This window comes from Pseudomonas sp. GL_139_B (assembly GCF_057834475.1).
In genome coordinates this window covers 3214433-3237417 of the sequence record NZ_CM174403.1, presented here as the reverse complement: position 1 = coordinate 3237417, position 22985 = coordinate 3214433, and the positions used below count along the sequence as shown (strand labels likewise).

The 22985-nt window shown below is 59.8% G+C and carries 9 protein-coding genes, 3 tRNA genes and 1 pseudogene; 8 read left to right on the top strand and 5 right to left on the bottom strand.

Features of this window, described 5'->3' with window-relative positions; genetic code table 11:
• Positions 1-184: 184 nt before the first annotated feature.
• The 8 genes from AC3ISI_RS14735 to AC3ISI_RS14700 all read left to right on the top strand — a co-directional run bounded on the left by AC3ISI_RS14735 (position 185) and on the right by AC3ISI_RS14700 (position 5116).
• Positions 185-943, top strand: coding sequence for a carbon-nitrogen hydrolase family protein (locus AC3ISI_RS14735; RefSeq protein ID WP_489332581.1), 759 nt, complete (start codon positions 185-187; stop codon positions 941-943).
• On the top strand, positions 944-1387 hold the full coding sequence (locus AC3ISI_RS14730; protein ID WP_489332580.1) for a GNAT family N-acetyltransferase: 444 nt from the start codon (positions 944-946) through the stop codon (positions 1385-1387).
• A 127-nt stretch (positions 1388-1514) separates the two neighbouring features.
• On the top strand, positions 1515-2156 hold the full coding sequence (gene gacA / locus AC3ISI_RS14725; protein WP_008015884.1) for a response regulator transcription factor GacA: 642 nt from the start codon (positions 1515-1517) through the stop codon (positions 2154-2156).
• Positions 2157-2158: 2 nt separating this feature from the next.
• On the top strand, positions 2159-3982 hold the full coding sequence (uvrC, locus tag AC3ISI_RS14720; protein ID WP_489332579.1) for an excinuclease ABC subunit UvrC: 1824 nt from the start codon (positions 2159-2161) through the stop codon (positions 3980-3982).
• A 33-nt stretch (positions 3983-4015) separates the two neighbouring features.
• On the top strand, positions 4016-4576 hold the full coding sequence (gene pgsA / locus AC3ISI_RS14715) for a CDP-diacylglycerol--glycerol-3-phosphate 3-phosphatidyltransferase (RefSeq protein ID WP_223513238.1): 561 nt from the start codon (positions 4016-4018) through the stop codon (positions 4574-4576).
• 63 nt (positions 4577-4639) lie between these two features.
• Positions 4640-4715: transfer RNA gene (locus AC3ISI_RS14710), tRNA-Gly, on the top strand.
• Between the two features lie 45 nt (positions 4716-4760).
• Positions 4761-4834: transfer RNA gene (locus AC3ISI_RS14705), tRNA-Cys, on the top strand.
• A gap of 195 nt (positions 4835-5029) precedes the next feature.
• Positions 5030-5116 (top strand) — tRNA-Leu (locus AC3ISI_RS14700).
• Between the two features lie 646 nt (positions 5117-5762).
• Here the strand turns inward: AC3ISI_RS14700 and AC3ISI_RS14695 are convergent.
• From AC3ISI_RS14695 to AC3ISI_RS14675, 5 genes and pseudogenes are all read right to left on the bottom strand, one after another.
• The gene (locus AC3ISI_RS14695) at positions 5763-7859 is read right to left on the bottom strand and encodes a site-2 protease family protein (RefSeq protein WP_489332578.1); all 2097 of its coding nucleotides are present in this window, start codon (positions 7857-7859) and stop codon (positions 5763-5765) included.
• Positions 7859-9205, bottom strand: a complete 1347-nt coding sequence (locus AC3ISI_RS14690) for an efflux RND transporter periplasmic adaptor subunit (RefSeq protein WP_489332577.1) — start codon at positions 9203-9205, stop codon at positions 7859-7861. The genes AC3ISI_RS14695 and AC3ISI_RS14690 overlap by 1 nt, the downstream gene beginning before the upstream one ends.
• Positions 9192-9950: an efflux RND transporter periplasmic adaptor subunit gene (locus AC3ISI_RS14685; RefSeq protein WP_489332576.1), complete on the bottom strand. Its 759-nt coding sequence runs from the start codon at positions 9948-9950 to the stop codon at positions 9192-9194. Before AC3ISI_RS14685 ends, AC3ISI_RS14690 begins: the two co-directional genes overlap by 14 nt.
• Entirely contained in the window at positions 9931-11466 is a 1536-nt protein-coding gene (locus AC3ISI_RS14680; RefSeq protein ID WP_489332575.1) for a TolC family protein, read from the bottom strand. The genes AC3ISI_RS14685 and AC3ISI_RS14680 overlap by 20 nt, the downstream gene beginning before the upstream one ends.
• Positions 11467-11509: 43 nt before the next feature.
• Positions 11510-22837: pseudogene (locus AC3ISI_RS14675) on the bottom strand (cadherin-like domain-containing protein).
• Positions 22838-22985: the final 148 nt, after the last annotated feature.

The following is a 22985-nucleotide window of genomic DNA, read 5'->3' as shown; positions in this document are numbered from 1 at the left end:
AGCTGTGAGGGGGTGTTGAACATGGTTTGTCTCCGATGGATGCGCCGAGCTTACTCGACGCCGGTGCGAGGTTTCAATCAGAAAATGCTATCGATGGCCGACAGCGTTTTCTATCGCTTGAGTGCGGGCTGCTTTCTGACACACTTGGGGTTTTTCCGGCCCTCTAACGTCACAAGGAAGAAGCATGACGCGATTGACCATAGCCGCCGCTCAATCGATCTCCGTCGCCGGTGATCTCGCCGCCAACATTGTCCGGCATCAACGTTTTATGCAGGTTGCCGCGGAGCACGGCGTTCAGTTGTTGGTCTTTCCGGAATTGTCGCTGACCGGGTATGAGCGGGGATTGGCAGGCGAGTTGGCAATCGCCCCGGATGCCGAGGTGTTGCAGCCGTTGCGGGATTTCGCCCGGGAAGTCGGTGTGACAAGCGTCGTCGGAATGCCGATTCGGCTGTCGGACGATTCTCCGGTATTGATTGGCGCATTGGTGTTCGGCGCTGATGGTTCGCTTGGGATTTACAGCAAGCAGCATTTGCACCCCGGCGAAGAAGTGGCGTTTGCCCCTGGCGCAGGTGGTTCGATGTTGATGATCGGTGCCGATGTGGTAGCACTGGCGGTTTGTGTTGATTTTTCTCACGCCAGTCACGCTGCCGCTGCCGCGGAGCAGGGCGCTGACCTGTATGCCGCCGGTGTGCTGATCACGGCAAACGGCTATGCCCCGGACACGGCGCTGCTGCAAGGCTACGCCAGCACTCATTCAATGACGGTGCTGATGGCCAACCACGGCGGTGCAACCGGAGGCTGGGAGTCTGCAGGGCGCAGCGCAATCTGGGCGTCGGACGGTTCGCTCATTGCCGCAGCGCACGGTACGGGGAATGTGATGGTAGTGGCGCGCCGCGAGGCGGGTGACTGGCGCGGGCATATCGTCGACGTTGTGGTGGCTTGAATGGGGTTCGAATGGCGTCCGGCGACAGCCCAGGATCTCGACTTCGCCCGAAAGCTGACTTGCGGCAACATGCTGCGCTATTACATTCAGCACGACCTGCTATGGCTGGATGAGGCGTTTGAAGTCGCGTGGGCGGGGCGGGAGAACCGAATGATTGTGCGCGACGATGCGCTGCTGGGCTTTGTCAGCGTGAGTCGCGATGCAAGCGCCTTGTACATCCGCGAGCTGCACATTGTCGAGGCGTTCCAGGGGCAGGGCGCGGGCTCCTGGGCGATCGATCAGGTATTCGCACTCGCGTGCAAGGAACGACGCCCGGCGTTACGCCTGACTGTTTTTGAAAACAATCCGGCAAAAAATCTTTACGAGAGAAAAGGGCTGGTTGTGGTCGGCAAAGACGAGTGTTTCCTGAGAATGCAGCGTGATGCCGTTGGGGGACATCGCTGAAACACGCTGGAAACAAGCCTTCCAAGACGAATTGATACTTTTTATATGACGCTTGCCGCTAGGTCTGCCAGTTGCTTTTTGCTAAGGTGTCCGGCAACCCAATTAGACCAAATCGCGAGGTGTCTGCTTGATTAGGGTGCTAGTAGTCGATGACCATGATCTCGTTCGTACAGGCATTACACGAATGCTGGCTGACATCGATGGCCTACAAGTAGTCGGCCAGGCTGAGTCAGGGGAAGAATCCCTGCTGAAAGCGCGTGAGCTGAAACCCGATGTGGTGCTGATGGACGTCAAGATGCCCGGTATCGGCGGTCTTGAAGCCACGCGCAAACTGTTGCGCAGTCACCCGGATATCAAAGTCGTCGCGGTTACCGTGTGTGAGGAGGATCCGTTTCCGACGCGGTTGTTGCAGGCCGGTGCTGCAGGTTACCTGACCAAGGGCGCCGGGCTGCCGGAAATGGTTCAGGCCATTCGCCTGGTGTTTGCCGGGCAACGCTACATCAGTCCGCAGATTGCCCAGCAACTGGCGATCAAATCCTTCCAGCCGACCAACGACTCGCCTTTCGATGCGTTGTCCGAGCGCGAGATCCAGATCGCGCTGATGATTGTCGGTTGTCAGAAAGTACAGATTATTTCCGACAAACTTTGCCTGTCGCCTAAAACGGTCAACACTTACCGTTACCGCATTTTCGAGAAGCTTTCGATCAGCAGTGATGTCGAGCTGACGCTGTTGGCGGTTCGTCACGGCATGGTCGATGCCAGCCTCTGACAATGACTGAAGTCTTCGATCCCAGCGCTTTTCTGTCGACGGTCAGTGGGCGTCCCGGTGTGTATCGCATGTTCGACAGCGATGCGCGCCTGTTGTATGTCGGCAAAGCCAAGAACCTGAAAAACCGTCTGTCGAGCTACTTCCGCAAATCCGGCCTGTCGCCCAAGACGGCGGCGCTGGTGGCGCGTATCGCTCAAGTCGAAACCACCATCACCGCCAACGAAACCGAAGCCCTGCTGCTTGAGCAGACGCTGATCAAGGAATGGCGCCCGCCCTATAACATTCTGCTGCGCGATGACAAATCGTACCCCTACGTTTTTCTCTCGGATGGCCAGTTCCCTCGCTTGAGCATCCATCGCGGGGCGAAGAAGGCCAAGGGCAAGTATTTTGGTCCGTACCCGAGCGCCGGCGCGATTCGCGAAAGCCTGAGCCTTTTGCAAAAGACCTTTTTTGTCCGTCAGTGCGAAGACAGCTATTACAAGAACCGCACGCGACCCTGCCTGCAATACCAGATAAAACGTTGCAAGGCGCCGTGTGTGGGGTTGGTCGAGCCTGAAGTGTATGCCGAAGACGTGCGCCACTCGGTGATGTTCCTTGAGGGCCGCAGCAATGCGCTGACGGACGAGTTGTCCGCGGGCATGGAGGAGGCGGCGATCAACCTCGAGTTCGAGCGCGCCGCCGAGTTGCGCGACCAGATTTCTTTGTTGCGCCGAGTCCAGGACCAGCAAAGCATGGAAGGCGGAACCGGCGATATCGATGTGATCGCCGCCTTCGTCAATCCGGGCGGTGCTTGCGTTCACTTGATCAGTGTGCGCGGTGGTCGGGTGCTGGGTAGCAAAAACTTCTTCCCGCAGACCGGTATCGACGAAGACGTTTCCGAAGTCATGGCGGCCTTTCTCGGGCAATACTTCATCACCAGTCCCGAGCGCGACTTGCCGAGTGAGCTGATCGTCAACGTGGTTCATGAAGACTTCCCGACACTGATCGAGGCCATCGAAGCCCTGCGTGGTCGCGAACTGACGATCAGTCATCGGGTGCGCGGTACGCGAGCGCGCTGGCAGCAATTGGCGGTCACCAACGCCGAGCAGGCCTTGGGCGCGCGTCTGGCGAACCGTCAGCATGTCGCGGCACGTTTCGATGCGTTGGCAGAAGTATTGAGCCTGGACGAGCCGCCGCAGCGTCTGGAGTGCTACGACATCAGCCATTCCAGCGGCGAAGCCACCGTGGCGTCTTGCGTGGTGTTTGGCCCGGAAGGCCCGATCAAATCCGATTATCGCCGCTACAACATCGAAGGCGTGACGGCGGGGGATGACTACGCAGCGATGCATCAAGCCCTGACCCGCCGCTTCAGCAAGCTGAAGGAGGGTGAGGGCAAACTGCCGGATATTCTGCTGGTGGACGGTGGCAAGGGTCAGCTGTCCATGGCGCGGGATGTACTTAATGAGCTGGCGGTGCCTGACTTGATTCTGTTGGGCGTGGCCAAAGGGGCTACGCGCAAGGCCGGTTTCGAAACCTTGTATCTCAATGATGCGGCCCACGAGTTCACCTTGCGCGGCGATTCCCCTGCGCTACATTTGATTCAGCAAATACGCGACGAAGCTCACCGATTTGCGATTACCGGGCACCGCGCACGCCGTGGGAAAACTCGCCGCACGTCCACGCTTGAGGGCGTAGCCGGTGTTGGGCCGACACGGCGTCGCGATTTATTAAAACATTTTGGTGGATTGCAGGAGCTGTCTCGTGCCAGCATCGAGGAGATCGCCAAAGCACCCGGGATCAGTAAAAAGCTCGCAGAGTTGATTTATGCAAATCTGCACAGCGAGTAGAATGCCCAACTCACCTCGTAGCCAGTTGTGCCGATGAATATCCCTAATCTGATTACCGTTCTACGCGTCCTGCTCATCCCGATCTTCATTTTACTGTTCTACCTGCCTTACCACTGGAGCTATCTGGCGTCTGCGTCGGTCTTCGCATTTGCCGCCGCCACAGACTGGCTGGACGGTTATCTGGCCCGACGCCTGGAGCAAAGTACCCCGTTCGGCGCTTTCCTCGATCCCGTGGCGGACAAGCTGATGGTCGCCGTCGCGCTGGTCTTGCTGGTGCAAGAACACGGCAACCTGTGGCTCACGCTGCCGGCCGCCGTCATCATCGGTCGCGAAATTGTCGTTTCGGCATTGCGCGAATGGATGGCCGAACTCGGCGCTCGTGCTCACGTGGCGGTGTCGAACCTGGGCAAATGGAAAACCGCCGCGCAAATGCTCGCGCTGGTCATCCTGCTGGCCAATCCGTCAGACTTTTCCTTCTGGGTCTTGATCGGTTATGCCTTGCTGCTGGTGTCTGCGGGCCTGACATTGTGGTCCATGGTCCAGTACTTACGGGCTGCCTGGCCGCATCTGAAGACCGACGTTGAAAAGAAATAAAACTTTTTTGAATCAAGGGGTTGACGGGGCTTCTGGATTCTATAGAATGCGCCACACCAAGACGCGGGAATAGCTCAGTTGGTAGAGCACGACCTTGCCAAGGTCGGGGTCGCGAGTTCGAGTCTCGTTTCCCGCTCCAAGTTTGTACGCATTTGTTGTTGTGCTACTGACAGCAAATGTTTGAGGCCGAGTAGCAAAATGGTTATGCAGTGGATTGCAAATCCACCTACGCCGGTTCGATTCCGACCTCGGCCTCCACTATAAACAAGCTCCGTAGATCTATGATTTACGGAGCTTTTTTATTTCCGCAGTCCTGCAAGATTTTGTCTTGAAAAGGTCATCTGCGAACTTGCTTCACCGGGGCGGGGTGTATATATTTCCCCCTCTGTTGCACAAGCATCATAACTGCCAGGTTGTCATCTGTCAGTTTTGAGATTGCTTCACCGCGCTACCGCCCGAATGGCGAAACTGGTAGACGCATGGGACTTAAAATCCCCCGCTCGTAAGGGCGTGCCGGTTCGATTCCGGCTTCGGGCACCATTTAAAATCAAGGGTTTGCGGGCGAAAGCTGATGCAAGCCCTTGTTCGTTTCTGGGTCGCAAATTCCATGGGTGTAGGCCCCGACATTCCACATACCGATGTCATCCCCCCAAATAACCACGATGTTCGGCTTTCGCTGCTCCGGGGGATCAGCCGCCAGTGAAAGCGAAACCATCCCCAGCCAAGTGGAACTCAACAAGAGTACGACAACGCGAACTTGGGTATTTGCGGTTTGAATGTATTCATCATTGCCCACATCCTTCGTGACGTCTGACGAATTTTGAGTAATCTTCTACCTGTTCAATCTAGTAAATGACGAACTGTTGGCAAGGCACGAGGCAAGCAGATAAAGCTGCGCTTTAGACGGGCGGGTGACGCTACTGGATGACTAATACATCAACATAACCAACAACTAAGTTGTACTGACAGTGAGCAAATAAAGCGTGATGCACTGGATATTTTCAGACCAGCGGCACTGTCGTTTATCTCGATTTCTAACGCTATCCAAAACCATGCATGGACGAGAGGTAACGAGCACCCCGATTGCACACCCGCAACCAAAGTCCGCCAGCAAACGTCGACAATGCAAACAGATTAGGACTGAGTCAGGCAGTCACCGTCGGTGTTGCACGATTTAACTTGTGCGTCAGAAGCCGCTTTCGCGCATGAGCACGGCCATCAAATGCGTCGCTCCATCGACTAAAACACTTCGCCGTTCCCCTTCGATTTTCAGATGACCTCGGGTTTCACGCAGACTTGCCAGCGGCTCATCCAGTTGAACCAACACCTGGAACAGCGCAGCGCTCGGCACCAGGGGATGTTCCTCAGAGACGGCTGGTACCGGGCCGCCGAAGCGCGATGACAACATGCGGTGCGACAACTGGCTGGCGCGTGTACTGCCGATAACCAGTACCCGCCCGCTCAATGGCGTGGTCTGGCCGTCTGGGTAAAAACGTACGTGATCGCCAGCGATCAGGTGGTGTACCTGATCCTGGGCGACATAGGCGTCCACTTGCCAACTGCGCGGGTCGATCAGCACACCCAATGACTCCTGACGACCGATCCATTGGCCGGGCTTCCAGTCCGGATTTACGTCCAGCCACACTCCGGAGAACGGGGTGGTCAGATTGAGTCGGGCAATCTCGGATCGGGCCGCCCGGGCTTCTTCGAATTGCACATTCAGACGCTGGCGAGTCACGGCGTCTTCGGCCAGGCCACCGGGGTCGGCCAGTAGTCCCGACAGTCGCGCTTCATAGCTACGGGCAGTGGCTTCGCTGCTGGTGACACGCGAGGCGATGTCCGGTTCATCGAGTACTACCAGAATCTCCCCGGCTTTGACCGGGCCCTCGCGGTGAATCGACTGCAACCGCGCCGGGTAGGGTGAGTAAACCCGCAATTGCTGTTCGGCGCGGGCGACCCCAATCGCATCGATTTGTGTGCGCCAAGGGATGGCCAGCCCAGCCAGAACCAGTGTCAGTACTGCGTAAAACATCAGTTTGCGTAGCCGTGGAATGCCCGCGCGACGGGTCCACCAGTGGTTCAGCTCGCGCACCACGGGCATGGCGATAAACCACGACAGTTCGACCATGAACAGAATGATCCCCAACAGTTTGAAAAAGAATAGGTAAACCGCCAGGGCGATCCCCAGAAACAACACCAGCCGATAAACCCAGGTGGTGATCGCGAACGTCACCAGCAGCCGTCGTTGACTAGTTGGAAATGATTCCGGCCAGTCTTCCTGCAAACCCAATAGATTGCGCCGCAGCGTGACCCGCGCCAGTGCCGAGGCGCGTTCGTGCAAGTTGGGGAAGTCGAGCAGATCCGAGAGGATGAAGTAGCCATCGAAACGCATGAACGGGCTGGCATTGAGCGCCAGTGACAGCAGCCAGCTGGTGGTCGCCAGATACAGCAGCGCATTGCGCAACGCGCCCGGATCACACAAGGCCCAACCCAGTGTTGAAAGCCCGGCAAGGGATAATTCCGTAACGATGCCGGCCGAGGCGATGGCCAGTCGTTGGCGTGAGCGGCTGAGCTTCCAGCTTTCGCCAGTGTCGGTATAGAGCATCGGCCACATCACCACGAACGCGATGCCCATGTGCCCGACCCGCAAACCCAGGCGCGTCGCCACTAAGGCGTGCCCCAGTTCGTGCAGGGTCTTGGCGACGATCAGCGCCAGGGCAAAGCTGAACAGGCCTTCGGTGGAAAATGACTCGACCACGGCGTTGGTAAAAGTGTCCCACTGTTGCAAGACCAAAATCACTCCGAGCAGGCTCAGGCAAAACACCAGCAGCGCGGTGAGCGGGTGAAATAGCCAGCCCAACGCCCGGGCCAGATACTGCAACGGTTGTTGCGGACGCAGCAGCGGGATGCGGAAAAACAGGTAATGGTGCAACCACCAGCGCCAACTCAGCCAACTGCCTTCCTCACTCTTGGACTGAAGTCGCGCGAGTGACGCGGGGCCGGCGCGCAACAGCTGGTGCTGATCAAGAAACTGCCGAAAGTCGAGGATTTGCTCCACCTCAGGCTTGAGCGAAGTGCCCTCGGCAATTTGTTCGCTGATCTGCCGTGGCGACTGCCCCCAGCGCAACAAGCATTCGAATTCCAGCCAGCCGATACGGTAGAAGCGATTGATCACCGTGTCCTGGATGACCCAGGCCGGTTCACCGTTGCTGCCGTGGGCGGCTTCGCTCAGACGTAAATCCTCGCGCAGCGGTGGTAGGGGCAAGTCAGCAGGATCGAGCATTACCAGCCACTCCATGCCCGCAGCGTTGCCAATGGCCGGCGTAGCAAGTAATAACCGAGCATCACTCGGCCGCCGTAGAGTTTGGCGGTGCCGTGCAGACCGAGGCGCGCATGCTCCGGTGCGCCGTCAATGCTCGCCAGCAAACGATAAGCGACCACACCTTCATCGCTGGGTCGCGCCTGGTAGCTGGTTTCGAGGATCTTGCCCTTTAGCGGTGCCAGCGGGTACGCGGTCAGGAACAGCGTCACCTCGGCGCCGGGTTCCAGGGCAATCGCATCGGCCACCGCGAGTTGAATCAGCATCGCCGGTTGACTCGGGTCCGCCACTTGCATGATCCGTTCACCGGTGACCACCGGTTTGCCCAGCCAGTCGTTCGGGTCGCTGAACACCGCAACGCCGGCCCGAGGTGAAAGCACTTGCGTACGTTTGAGCTGGGCCTGAACCGCAGCGAGTTCTGCCCGACGCTGTTGCGCCCGGCCATTGAGCAGGGTCAATTCGCCTTTGCTTTGCGGATTGTCGAAAGCCCGTTGGCTGGCGGCCTGTAATTCGGCGTCGGCCACTGCGACTTCCTTGGCGAGCACTTCTGCGCGGCTGCGCAGGGTGGTTTCGTCGAGGGAGAACAGCGGCGTGCCTTGGTCCACCGGTTGATTGGGCCGGACCTGAATTTTCTCGATCACGCCGTCGATGGGCGAGCTGATGATCTGCGCATTGCGCGAGACAATTTCCGTGGGGGCCAACGCGGTTTGCCGTACCGGCAGCAGCAAGAGCGCACCCAGTACGATCAGCCCCAGTAGCCACTGTTTGCGATTCGGTCGCCAGCGGCTGAAACGCCGATGACGCGTCAGTGCAGCCCAGCAATAACCCCATGTGTGGATTAGCCCTGAGAGATGTTGGCGCAGTAAGGCGGGCGGTTCCTGTTCAAGCAGTAACATCAACAGGCCGAGGCGTTGCTGGTCGCGATCCTGTAGGGGCACACACCATACGCCGGCTGGCCACCATTCGCTCCAGCCTTCGGCGATGTCCGGTGGCGGTGAGGTAGAGTCCTGAGTCAGCCACACCGGTTCGTCGTCAAGCAACTGAGTGGCGATCCAGCGACTGGCCCGGCGCAACCACACCAAGTACGGCGAATCCTCGCTGGGGCGTGACAGCCCCGACACGCTCAACAACTCAAGGCCCGATTCACGTCGGGCAAACACCAGCGCCTGATGAAACGCCAGCAACGGGTACAGGTCGTTGGCCATGCTGAATGCCAGAGCGTTCAGCGAGTCGGCCGCCATTGCCTTGTCCCGCAGGGCGTCGAGTTCCAGCAGCAAGTGCGGATGGGGCAGCGGCTCATTCATTGTCATGGTTAAACCGCGCAGTGCCACTCATGCCAGCCATCAGGTCAGGGAATTTTCCATCGAGCCGGGCTTCCAGTTCGACCGTCTGCGCCACCGCATCGACCCGCGAGTTGATGACGCTGACATGCGCGGGGTAGGTTCTGTCGGTCTCATGAATGCTCACTTGCAGTGGCATACCCGGTTTAAGCGATTGCAGCAGGTTGGAGGGCACGTTGAGCCGCACTTTCAGAGCGCCGTCGCTGACCAAGTCGAAGAGCGGCGTGCCAGCGGTGACGGTTTGGTACGGTTTGACGTAAACCTTGGCAACATGCCCGGAAAAAGGTGCCAGCACCTGACAATAACCACTTTGAGCCACGCCCATCGCACGGGCGCCATCGGCTTTTTGCACTTCGGTACTGGCCATGGACACTTCGATATCGCCGACCGCATTGAGCTGGCGCAGTTGCTTTTTCGCCTCCAGGTTTTGTTTAGCCATTGCGAGTTCGGCCACCGCCACTTTGCTGCGCGCTTCTGCCTCATTGCAGTTGAAGCGCGCCAGCAGTGCCGATTTGGCGACGTGTTCGCCGAAGCTGGCATTCAACTCACCCAATGTCCCGTTCATCTGGCTGGAGAGGGTGGTTTCCAGTTCTGCCGCCAGCAACACCCTGATCGAGGTCGCGCTTTCCATCGGCGGGTCCTCAGCTCGAACACCGGGGATGGCAGCCACCAGCACTAACAACAAGCATCGCGGATCAAGGCTGGGTCTGGACATTCGGCGTTCCTTGCTGAGTGATGAGTAGGCGTTGCTGCTCTTGGTCATTCAAGGTGTGCTGGATTTCCCGGGCCAGGGTTTTGATGTCGTGTTTTTCGATCTCGTTGGGCAGCACATCCAGTCCCACGGAGTTGTACAGTCGCCCCCACGCCGCCTGCGCACTGGAAAATGCCGCTTCACGCTGGTAGCGCGACAACAGATAACGACCTTCGGAGCGGATCACTTCGAGCTCGGAACCCAGCGCTCCGGTTTTGGCGGCCACGGCATAATCGAGCAGGCTGCGGTCGACCCGCAGGCTTTCTTCGGTGAACTCCACTTCCTGCCGCGCCAACTGATAGCGCAAGGTGCCGACTCGCACCTGGGTCAGAATCGCCATGGACAGCGCCACGCGCCGAGCATCGTCGGTTTCGCTTTGAGATTTTTCTGCCGCGTTGAGCGACGGCAATTGCAGCAGGCGCAGCAGGTTCATCGACACTGAAATCCCAGTGCCCATCCAATCGTTGTTGTAGAGGAATTTGTTGGAGTCGTACCGGTAGCCGTAATCCACGCTGACGTTCGGCCACAACTGCGCCTTGGCGATGTCCAGGTCTTTCTGGTTAACGCGTTTGCGGTACCACTCTTCCATGATTTCCGGACGATGCTCCAGGGACAGCTGTTCCAGCTGCGCCATGCTTTGACGCACCTCCGGTAGCACCGGATCGGGCGTGTCGGCCAGGACCATTTTCGAGCCCGAGGGCAACGACATCAGCGCGGCGAGTTCGGCCTGGGCAAACTCCAGGTCCTGGCGGCGGACGGTCAGCAGGTAGATCGAGTCAAGCAGGGCACGCTGGTAAGCAAGGATTTCCTGACGGGGCAACAACCCTCGTTGCTCGGCTTCTTGGGCGGCGGTCAGCGCGGTGTGGGTGCGCATCAGGAGCTTGTCGACCTCAGGCATCAAGCGTTGTGCGCCCAAGGCTCGCCAGTACGCATTGCGCACGTCCTGCAAGACGTTTTGTGCGACTTTGCGCCGGCGTTCCTCGGCCATCAGGATCTGATCGGACTTTTGCTGGGTCCGGTAATAGGCCACACCGAAATCCAGCAGGCTCCAACTCAAGCCCAGGCCGTATAGTTCGCGATAGCGTTCCTCGGAGGTCGATGCACGCAAGCTGACCTGGTGATCTTGAATGCCTACGGAAGTACCGCCGGAGTCATTGTTGCGCCCGGCATACCCGGCCGATGCGACCAAGCGTGGCAGCATCTCATGGCTGGATACGTCGCGCAGGTCGGAAGCCAGCGCGCTTTCCATGAGTTTTAGACGGTAGTCGAGGTTGTATTTCAGCGCCCGGGCGGCGGCTTCGTAAAAGGTGATGGGCGCGGTGACAGGTTCCTGGCCGGAATACATGCGCGACTGGTCATTGATAATGCGCTGGCGGTTTTCTTCCTCGGTGGCAGGCTTTGGCTCTAGCGACGAGCAGGCACTGAGCAGCAGCACAGAAGCAATGGCTGTATTGAGCAACCAAGTCGCGTTTTTACGCATATTCAATCCCTTGTAGACATTGGAGTTTTTATAGTCGTACGCATCAATTACCCCGGCTGGTCGGGTGCAAGCGCTGGCCGGCATTGCGCAACTGGGCACTGAAGCCCCGAGCCGGGCGAGGCTGCGCAGTGGTTTGCGACTGTGCCGGACCGTGGGTCAAGTCGGCGGAGTCGATGGCGAACAACGACGGGTCGCTCAATAGGCCATCGGCAGTCAGACCGACCCGGCCGTGACGACCAAGAAACCAGGCCTGTTCCAGTTCACTTTCGCGTCGGCTTTCGCCCACGGCTTGGGCGACGTATTGTCCTGGTACCAACCCCAGGCCGTTGCCCAGCGAATCGCTGGTGAACTCGCCGGAGGAGCCCAGGCGCAAGTTGCTGCCATCGGTGTTCCAGGTCGAGACTGCCAACGCCTCGGCGGCGCGTTCGACCACGGGCGTTACGAAGACCGCCGGCACCGGATCGGGCAACAACAGGTCGCGGTGCTGGCGGTTCAGATCGAGGTCGAAAAAGTTGCTTTGCGGCGCTTGAATGAACGGCGTGGTGATGTCCAGAAGAATCGCCAGCTCGGCCTGGTCACTGACCCCGTTGCGGTCATTAATGGTGTAGGTGAATACGTCGCGCAGCACTTGACCCAGTCCTGCCGCGGCGAGCACTTGCGGGTTGTTCTGGTCGATGGTGTAGGTGTAGCTGCCATCGGCGTTGAGCACCAGCGTGCCGTAGAGACCACGAATCGGCTGACCGATCACGCCCTCCGTGCCTGAGCCTGCTTCGGTGCCGGTGCGCACAGCCACCACATGCAACTGGTCGTTGCCATCCACGTCGCTGTCATTGGGCAGAACATTGCCGGTCACTTGCGGCGCAAGGGTTTGATCGGTCGCAATAGCACTGTCATTGCGCGCCACCGGGGCATCGTTGGCGCCTTGAATCACCACCGTCAGACGCGCATCAGACGTCGCACCGGCAGTGTCGGTCATGCGATAAGTGAAGGTTTCGCTGAGGGTTTCGCCCGCCGTGCGCAAGGCCTGAACCGTAGGGTTGCTGTTGTCGATCAGGTAGGTGTAACTGCCATCGGCATTGAGTAGCAGTTGCCCGTAACGCCCGATCAATACTTGCCCCGCACCACTGGTTTGGCCGTTTTCACCCGTGACACTCAGCACCTGCTTGCTTTCGCCATTGGCCACGCTGTCGACATCGGTGTCGTTGACCAGCACATTGCCCGTGGCGTTACTGCCGGGCGTACCATTGGCCACGCCACCGGCTTCGACGGCGGTGGAGGTATCGTCCTGAGCGACCGGTGTGTCGTTGCGGCCATAGACCGTGATGCGCAACTCGGCCTGACTGCTGGCGCGAAAAATGTCGGACAAGGTGTAGCTAAAGACGTCGGTCAGTGTCTGGCCGCTTTGGCGCAGCGCTTGCACCACCGCCAGATTGTTATCGACCGTGTAACTCCAGCTGCCGTCGGCATTGATCACCAGGTCACCATACAGACCTCGCAGCACGGTCCCGAGCACACCACCGGTGCCAGGAGTGCCAAGCGCACCAGTACGAATGGCCGTGACCGTGAGGGCATTGTCTTCGATGTCGGTGTCGTTGCTGATCACGTTGCCAGTGGGGTTGATACCACTCTGGCTGTTGTTGATGCCGCCGGCTTCGACGGCGGTCGCCGTATCCGAATTGGCAACCGGAGGCGAATTACGCCCGCGAACGATGATGTGAATTTCCGCCAGATCGCTTTCGCCGCCCAGGTCGGTCACTTGATAGGTGAAATGTTCATCGAGAAATTGTAATGGACCCAGCGCCAGCACGGTGGGGTTGCTGGAATTGACGTTGTAGGTGTAGCTGCCGTCGGCGCCGATGATCAATTGCCCATACAGTCCGTTGATCAACGTGCCGTTGGTGTTGTCGGTCCCGGAGTTGACGGCGATCAGGGTGCCGCCCGCTGCTTCGGTGCCGAAGCGAATGGCGCTGACGTGCAAGGCGTCGCCCTGGTCGACGTCGGTGTCGTTGGGCAACACATTAGCGGACGGGTTGACGCTGTTGCCAGCGCCATCGTCCGCCACCGCCAAGGCCGTGTCGTTATTCGCCACCGGCGCATCCCAGGCACCCGTAATGAGAATGGTCAGTTGAGCAATGTCCGTGGCGCCTTCGGTGTCGCGCATCCGGTAGGTGAAGGTTTCCACCAGCGTGTCGCCCACCTTGAGCGCCTGCACGGCAGCCAGATTGTTGTCGATCACATAGCGATAGATACCGTCGGCGGCCATGGTCAAGGTGCCGTACAGCCCATTGATGACTTGCAGGGTACCGACCGTGACGAAGGTGCCGCCATTGGCTTCGCCGCCGCCACGGATGCCGGTCACCGTCTTGTTGTCGCTGGCGTCGACATCGGTATCGTTGGCCAGGACGTTGCCATTGGGGCTCACACCCGGCGTGCCATTGGCCGTGCCACCGGCTTCGACGGCGATGGTGAAGACGTTATCCGCTCTAGGGTCGTCGTCGGTGCCGCGTATTGTGATGGTCAGCGTGGCTGTACTGGTCGCGCCCGCGAGGTCACGAATCTGATAAGTGAAGGTTTCCGTCAACGTATCAAACAGCGTGCGCAGGGATTCGACCTGTGGGTTGTTGTTATCGACGATGTAGGTGTAGCTGCCGTCGGCGTTCAGGGTCAAGGTGCCAAAAGCCCCGGCCAGACCGGTGCCGATGGTACCGACGCTGGTGCCCTGACGGACGTCGATCACACTCAGCGATTGGGCATTGTCATCAACGTCGCTGTCATTGGCCAGCACGTTGCCACTGGGGTTGATGCCGGGTCTGATGTTGTTCAAACCGCCGGCTTCGATGGCGGTGTTGGCGTCGTTCTGCGCGACCGGCGTGTCATTGCGGCCCTGGATGGTGATGGTCAGGGTGGCACGGTCCTCAGTGCCAATGGCGTCGATGACGGTGTAGCTGAACGCGTCGGCCAGGGTGTCGCCGGCCCGTAGTGCCTGGACTTCGGCCATGCTGTTGTCCAGACGGTAGCTGTAGCTGCCGTCGGTGTTTAGCGTCAGCCAGCCGTAAGTGCCGCGTAATTCTGTGCCAAGGGTGCCTGCGGTTCCGCTGCCGGCTAACTCAGTGCCGGTACGTACCGAGGACACTGCACGGGTTTCCCCATAGTCATGGGCGGGCAGGTCGGTAGGGGTTTCGCCACCGTCCACATCCGTGTCGTTGGTCAGCACATTACCGGTGGGGTCAATACCAGGCAGATTGTTGTTCAGGCCGCCAGCCTCGACGGCGATGGCGCTGTCATCATTGGCCACTGGGTTGTCGTTGGCGCCACGAATCAGCACGATGATTTCCGCGTTGTCGATTTCCGGCGTCGGGTTTACGCCGTCACTGATGGTGTACGTAAAGCGTTCGAGCAGCAGGTTGCTGCCCAGGCGCAGGGCTTGCACGTCCGGATTGGTATTGTCGACCGCGTAGCTGTAGCTGCCGTCGGGGTGAATGGTCAACGTGCCGTACAAGCCGTTGATCACCGTGCCCCCGGTCACCACGGCAACGGGCGTGCCGCCGGCACTTTCGGCGCCGGACCGAATAAACGTGACGGTCAGTGGATCGCCATCCGGATCGAACGCAGATGCGGTCACATCACCCGTCGGGTCTACACCAGCCGTGGCGTTATTGATGCCGCCCTGTTCGGTGGCGACGGCCACGACGTTCTGCGCCACGGGAGGGTCGTTGACCCCGTGTACCGTAATGACCAGCTGCGCGGTGTCGGTCAAACCGGTGGTGTCGGTGATACGGTAAGTGAAGAACTCGGTCAGGGTTTGCCCTGGTGCCAACGCCTGAACGGTAGCGTTGGTGCTGTCGACATCGTAGAGGTACGAGCCATCGGCGCCGATGTGCAAGGTGCCAAACAGGCCCACCACCACAGTGCCGTTGGCCGAGGTGGTGCCCGTCGCGACGCCGCTCAACACATCGATCGCCGGGTTATAAGTGGCTTCGCTCTTATTGATCACGCCATTGACCAGCAACTGACTGCTGGGGCGGTCGGCCGCGTCGACGTCCTGATCGACACCATTGCCGCCCGGCTGGTCGATGGTGCCCGGCCGGCTAGGAAACTGGACAACGTTACCGGTCGGGTTGCTTTCAGCGGCGTCGCCATTGGTGGACGCCGCTTGCGCCTGGGCCTGATCGTCGCTGGCCACCGGGTTGTCATTGGCTCCCTGGACCACGATGCGCAGCTGCGCCACATCACTGAGCCCGCCGGTGTCGGTGACGCGGTAGCTGAAGAACTCGACCAACTGTTCTCCAGCGCTGAGTCGCTGGACCGTGAGGTTGTTGTTATCAACCACATACTGGTAACTGCCATCGGGGTTGATGGTCAGCGTGCCGTAAAGACCCGTAATAGCGGTGCCGACGGTGACGGGGGTAAAGTCGGCGGTTCCTGCCTCTGCCACTGGACGAATCGCCGTCACGGTTTTGGTTTCGCCGTTGGCCGTGCTGTCCACGTCGGCGTCATTGGTCAAAACATTGCCGATGGGATTAATGCCAGGTGTGCCGTTAAACACGCCGCCAGCCTCGACAGCAATGTCCGGGTCATCCACGCCCACCGGCGTGTCGTTGGCGCCCTGAATAGTCACGGTCAGGGTAGCGGTCGCCGTGGCACCCGCAATGTCACTGACCACGTAGTTGAAACTATCGATCAAGGTCTGCCCGGACAGACGCAGCGCCTGCACCGTCGGGTTGTTGTTATCGACCACGTATTGATACGCGCCATTGCTGCCTACGATCAACTGCCCGAACTGGCCGACGATGACCACCACCCCGTTGATCGGCGTCTGGATACCGGCGCCCGGACCGACCGACACTACGTGCAACTGGTCGGCATTGGTGGCGATGTCGACATCGGTGTCGTTGGTCACCAGGTTGCCAACAGGATCGATACCGATGACCGCGTTGTTGGTACCTCCGGCTTCTACGGCGATGGCGCTGTCATTGACAGCGACCGGCGTATCGTTGACCGGGGCGAGGATGATTTGCAGGCTGTCGGTGTCGGTCAGTGCATCACCTGCGCCGCCAGGCAGGCCGTCGTTATTGGCATCGCCGTAGTTACCTTGGTCGTTGCTGACTACGGTCAACGTATCGGTGCCATTGAAGTTCGGATTGCCCAGGTAGCGCAGGTTGGCCAGCGCCGTATTAAGATTGGCCAAGGTCCCGCTCAGGGTCAGGGTGGCGGTGTTGGCGCCGTTGACCGTCACGCCGGGCACGGTTGCACCCAGGAACAACGTACCGTTTACCACACTCAAGGTCACGGTCAGGTTCCGGTCGGCGACATTCGGATCACGATCGGCATCCACATCGGCGATGCTGATTGCACCGATATTGAGCACCACATCTTCCTGGCCTTGCTGGGTGCCGGGGAGGGCGTTGACCGGTGCGTCGTTCTGTTCGACGTACCCGGCATTGGCGCTCTGGGTGGCCGCGTCGCCCAGGGTGATGGTGATTTGCCCGAGCGTGCTGGCATCGCTGTCCACCCGCACCCGCAGGTCACCCAAGGGTTGCGGGTAGCTGATCAGCCCGGCGGGCACGTCGATGCGGAACACACCCAACGGCAAGACGCCAAAGTGGTACTGGCCGTTACTGTCGGTGATGGTGGTGAATTGCAGATTATCGGCCGTGGTGTCCAGTCTTCCATCGGCACCAGCCCAGGTCAGGGTCACGGTTTGTCCGGCAAGGCCCGCACCGTCAGGCGTGCTGCTGGCGGTCGGGGTGGCGGTGTCGTCCCATAAAGTGCCGCTGATAACACCGAGCCCGGCGTTGTCGCGCAGAATGTACTGGTTCGGGCCCACAGTGCTGCCGGTGCGTTCACCGTTGACCGTGCCGTCGATGCCGACGAAGTTACCGCCCCAACTGGTGAAGTCTTCGGGCAAGCTGCTCCACGTCAGCGTCGCATTGCTGCTGGCGACAATGACTGAATTGGGCAGGGTGACTTGATACCGGACCTGAATCTGAGCGCCGACGTCCAGTTGATCGAAATTGACGCTGACACCGCCCGTGGTACTAAACGTGACGCCGCTGGGCAGGTTGCCCGGACCGAAACTGACGCCATTGATGGTGACACTGAGCAGTGTGTAGTTGCTGCCACCGGCAAAGCTGTCACTGACTTGCGCGTCGAAGGCCGGCAGGCCGCCATTCTGGGTGAAACTGAGTTGCACCGTGGCGCTGCCGGTGGTGCCACTCGGGTTGGGGTCGAAGGCGACGATTTGTTTGTCCAGGCCGCTGAAGCTCGGTTCGACGATTTTTTCAAACACCGTATTGCTGTTGGCGCGGCCGAGGCCGTTGACGATTTCGTGGGCGCTGGCGCCCAGCTGCGCGCCGGCAATATTGCTGGCCAGATTGGTGACTCGCACGTTGAACTCGATGACGATGCCTTCCAGGTCTGCGTCCGGTACACCACCGTTCACCACATTACCGAGGTTAAAGGTGATCACTTGACTGCCATCGGGGTTAGTGACAATGGTCACGCGGCTCGGGTCGAACACGCCGTTGGGGCCAAGGCCGAGCAAGTCGGCAGTAATCGGCAACGCCTCGGGGCTGTTTTCGTTGCCATTGATGTTTAACGTGCCGCCGACGATCAGGTTGGCATCGCTGGTCAACCCGCCACCGGAAATGAAACCGATGCGCAAGGCATTTACCAACGCATCCGGTGAGATGAATTGCAGCCCGTTTGCCAGGGTGATCTGTACCTGATAATTGGGGTTGTTGCCTTCAGGTACCAATACCACCACCCGATAACGGATCACTTCGCCGATGGCCACTGCTTCCTGGGGCGCGGTGGTAGGAGCCGGGGCAGGGCTGTCGGGCAAACCACCGACCCGCGAGATCTGCATGGCTTGCGCGACGGGTACGATCAGTGTCGAAGCATTGCGGTAATCATTGAGCGTGCCGCCGTTGAGCGAACCATCGACCCCGGTACGCTCGCCGCTTTGCGTGCCATCGAGGCTGGTCCATTGCACGGTCGCCACGTTGGCGAAGTTGGACTGGGAGGCCGCCGTGGCGTTGACCACGCCGGACAGGCTCAAGACGATGCTGCCACCCTTGCTGATGTCGATATTGGCGCCACTGACCGTGCGCAACTGGCCGTTGACCAACTCAAAGTCGACGCCGCCATTATTGGTTGCACCGTTTTGATAGAACACGCCGACGAGGGTGATGTTGCTTAATTGCGTCGGCAGATTGTCTAGAAAACTGATGTCGAAGGCATTGAAGTCATTGCTACCGGCACCGTTGCTCAAGGTGATGGTGAACGTGACTGTGTCGCCCTGATCGTAACCACCCAGGCCCGAAGTCGAGGTCAGGTTTTGCGTGACGACCAGCGTCGGCTCGCGCACGGTCACCGTAGGTTGGCCACCGCTGAGTGCAACATTGCGATCCACCGCCACGGTGCCGTTGGGTGTGTCGCTGTCCGGGTCGCTATAAGTCAATTGCGCGTTGTTTTGCAGGGAAAAGTTCGCCTGGTTGGCGATGACGTTATTGGCCACCAGCTGCAGGCGAATCACGAAGGTATTGTTGCCGGTCTGATTGTCGGCCGACACGCTCGACACGCTGAATGTCCACAGCCCATCGACGCCATCGCCGCCCAATGTACCGCCTTGACCGACGAACCCGCTGATGACCACGCTGCCGGCAAAATCGGCGCCAAGCGCACCACTGCCAGCGCGAGTGGTGATGATCTGGTAACCCAGGCCACCATTGAAACTGGTGTCCAGGCGCATGCCTGGTGGAATCAAATCCTGGATACGCAGGTTTTGCGTACTGCCTTCGGGCAGGGTGATGACGATGTCGTAGCGCATGCTTTCGCCGATCACCAGATCAGCACCGGTGGTGTGACTGGCGCTGGAGTCGCCATTGTCCAGCGTGCCGCCGGCGAAGACTTTGGTAATGACCGGGGCGGCGACCTCCTGGTTGGCGAGGTCAGTGAGGTCGGCCGGGGTGAAGTCAGTGCCGCCGTTGACGCTGGCGTAATTGCTCAGTGTCGCGTTCGATTGCAGCGTGCGACTGGCTTCGATGGTCGCGCTGACCACCACGTCGTAACTGATGACCACCAGATTGGCGCCGCTGGTGTCGGCGGTGGTGCCGCTGCGCCCGGCGAGGAGGGTGGCCAGGCCGCCGGCATCAAGGAAGGTGATTTGATTGCCGTTCACGCTGTAATCAGTGCCGAGCACCAGCAAGGTGCCATCACCCCGGTAAATTTGCAGGTTGGCTGCTGCGAGACTGCCACCGACAAAGCTCAGCCCGGTGGGCAGGGTGATGTTGGTGCTGACGTCGAAGGCGCCACCGCCGCCGGTGTTTTCAATCGCTGTGACCAGGCGCAGGCGGTCGCCGCCGTCGATGTTAATAATGTTGCCATCCACGGCTGCCAGGTCGGTAATGCTGCCATTGAACGGTACGCCGGTGCTGCCCGGCGGATTTCAGCTGCCCGTGGTGTTGCTCACCGTGCCGTTGGTGCCTGACACCACGCCATGCTTGATCGCCAGCACTGGTTCGGCCACGGAAACGATGGCAACCACGTCGGAGGAAATCAGCGTGCGATCGGTGAGGGTGGTTTGCTGACTCGACTGCGCCAGCACATCCAGAGAGCGCTGATCGCCGAACGGCTGATCGCCGACTCTCAAGGTAAACCGGATGACGATGCGGGTGCCGGTAGTCGTGGCGGTGGCAAAGCTGCCGAAATCGAACACCACCGAGTTGCCGTCACTGCTGGTGACGGTGATGACGCCACCGGCGTTGGTGTTGCCTGGGCCCAGTTGCCACTGCCCGGCATCAGAACCGGAACCCCAGACTACGCCCGCAACATTGAACAATGGCAGCGGCAGGTAAGCGGTGAGTTTGAACTGCTCGTAATCACCGGTGACCAGGTCGTAGCTGAGTTCGAAGGTCACTTCATCGCCGGGCCGCAGTTCGCCGTTGCTTGGCGGGGCGCCGTCGTTAACGGCTACCAATTGAATGTCGACGTTGCTGGTGGGAATCACGCTGGTGGTCGCGGACGTGTCGGCTTCACTCTGCCCCGTAAGGTTGAATGGGTCTTGCAGCAACGTCCCGTCAACCACGGCGCTGTTGCTCAGTTCGTCGCCTTCGTTGATTTCCGGTTGCGGGTTGCCCGACGGCGGTTTGTAGGTCTGGCCGACAATGGCCGAATAGCTGAGCACCGCCAGCATCGCGCCTTGGAGGCTATCATCGAAGGCCAGGTCGCCGTTGAGCCAGCCGCGGAGGTTGGAAAACGCATTGCGCAACGACTGGGCGATGTCGAATGCCAGCGACGTGCTGCCGTCGGTATTGGTGACGAAGGTGGAGACCAAGGTAATGGTTTGCGTGACACCGTTGATGGTCACCGTCAGCGTTGGCGTGCCTGTCAGCGTCTGGCCGTCACTGAGCTGGTCGCGAATGACCAATTGACCTTCGTTGAAAAAGTCTTTACCGAAGGCGAAGTAGTCGGAAACCGCCAGGTTCAGGGTGTACTGCAGTGTATCGCCGGGGGTGATGCCGGTATGACCGATGTCGGTCTGCAACGTCGCTGTCTTCAGTAGTGTGATCGACTTGGCGACGAAGTCGGTGGGGCGTCCGGTGCCGCTGAAATCGATGGTCGTGGCAGGGGCCGTGACGTCCCGTGGGTCCAGCGGCACCCATTGGCCGGTCGCACTGGGCGCGCCCAGGGTAATGGTGACGGCATCGCCGCTGACCGGGTTGATGATCGGCTGGCCATTGGCGTCGACTTGCGGTACATAAAACGCCACGACCGTATCGGTCTTGGCACTGAGGCTGTCGTATACGACGGTGAACGAATTGATGAACACGTCATTGGCGGCTATCAGCGCAGCGATTTGCACCGGATTGGTGACCACGGTGCCATCGTGCAGGGTGATCGACGTCAGCCGGCCGCCGGCACCTGGGGTGATGGCGGTGACCTGAACATTATCCGGCAAGGGTTGCGTAACGCTGACGTTGGACAGGGTTTGGCCCGGTGCCGGAGTGACCGAGAGGGTCAATGTCCGGCCGTAGTTCGGGCCGGTGGCGGTTTCACCCTCGGGGGTATTCAGGGTCTCGTCAAAGGTCAAGACCGTTGGATGCACCACAAACGCCGCCGTGCCGGCCTGGATCAGGCTCGGGTCATTGAGCGGGTTGTCCTGGGCGTCGTTGCCGAACTCAAAACCACCGCTGGCTCGGAGGGTCAGGTCCGGGGTGCCATTGGAGAAGCTGGTGTCGGCCAGATTGCTGAGGCTGGCGGTGACTTGTACCGGGATCACCGGTTGCAGGTTGGTGACACTGGCAAACGGCAGTTCGATGACCACCAATTTGTCGCCGGCGCGCATGCCGTAAGTCGCCGCGTTGATGATCAGGAAGTTGCCATTGGCATCTTTGGCCAGCGGGTGCGTAGCGTTGCCGGCGGCATCGAATGTCACCACATGGCTGATCAGGTTTTGCCCCAGATAGGTGGCAGAAATGAAATTGACCCCGTCATCGCCATCCCTGCCGGTGGCCGGCAGTGCCAGGTTGATAAAAGGCGCAAACCCCGCCTGAGCCGAGGTGTTGCTGAAGTTCACGGTGAAACTGAAGCGATCCCCCAGCAACACGTCGCTGCCGGCGGTGGGCAGGGTGGCTGTGGGCGCGGCATCCGCCAGCAACCCGTTGAAGCTCGCCATGGCCGCGCTGCTGATGGCGATGCTCTTGTCGATATCGCCGACCCTGGTTTCCAGCGTCCAATCTCCACCGGCCTTGGTGCTGCCGGTGTCGTTGCTAGAGGCCGCAACATCGGCCCCGGTCCAGCGCGCCAGTTCGGTGACCAGGGTTTTACCCGCCGGCCCGGCACCGATGTCGCAACCATAAAGCTGGATATCGGCGCCCTGGGTCAGGTTGTTGCGCCATTGTCCGAGGGTCTGGCTGAGCTGGTCGACGTTGTCCGAGGTGATGGTGCGGTTGCCCAAGGTAAATTGCCCGGCCGCGCCGTGGGACATGACTTGAATCGAATCCACTTTGCCCAGTTGCGCCAGTGCTGCCGAAATCGCTGCAACGCCATCTTCACCGACGTTGACCACGAGGGCCGTGACGTTGCCAGGCAATTGGGCGAGCAGTTGATCGCGATTTTCGATGCGGCTGTCGAGCACCAACAGCGTACGGACAGCCGACGGGGCTGGCTGCTCAGGGGCGGGCCGTCCTTCTATGGGCGTAGCCGAGTGAGTGACTGCGGCATCGGCGGGCGCAGCGGGATCGCTGTGATGTTGATCGGCCGCTGCCGAGGCTGCGGCCCCATCGAACAAAATTCGCGGCTCCAATGCCAGCGATTGTCGCTGTGGGCGCAAATGCAATCCGGAAAATCGACGAGGTACGACTTGCATAGTGGCAGTCCTCAAACCGTGCGTTGAATCATTCCTTTGTACAAAAAGCCCACTATTGGACAAGTGTAGCGTAGGCCGATATTTAGAACTTTCCAGGCTGAAAGCTGCTGTCTAAAGGGATGGGAGACATACGGTGCCGCAGCCATTT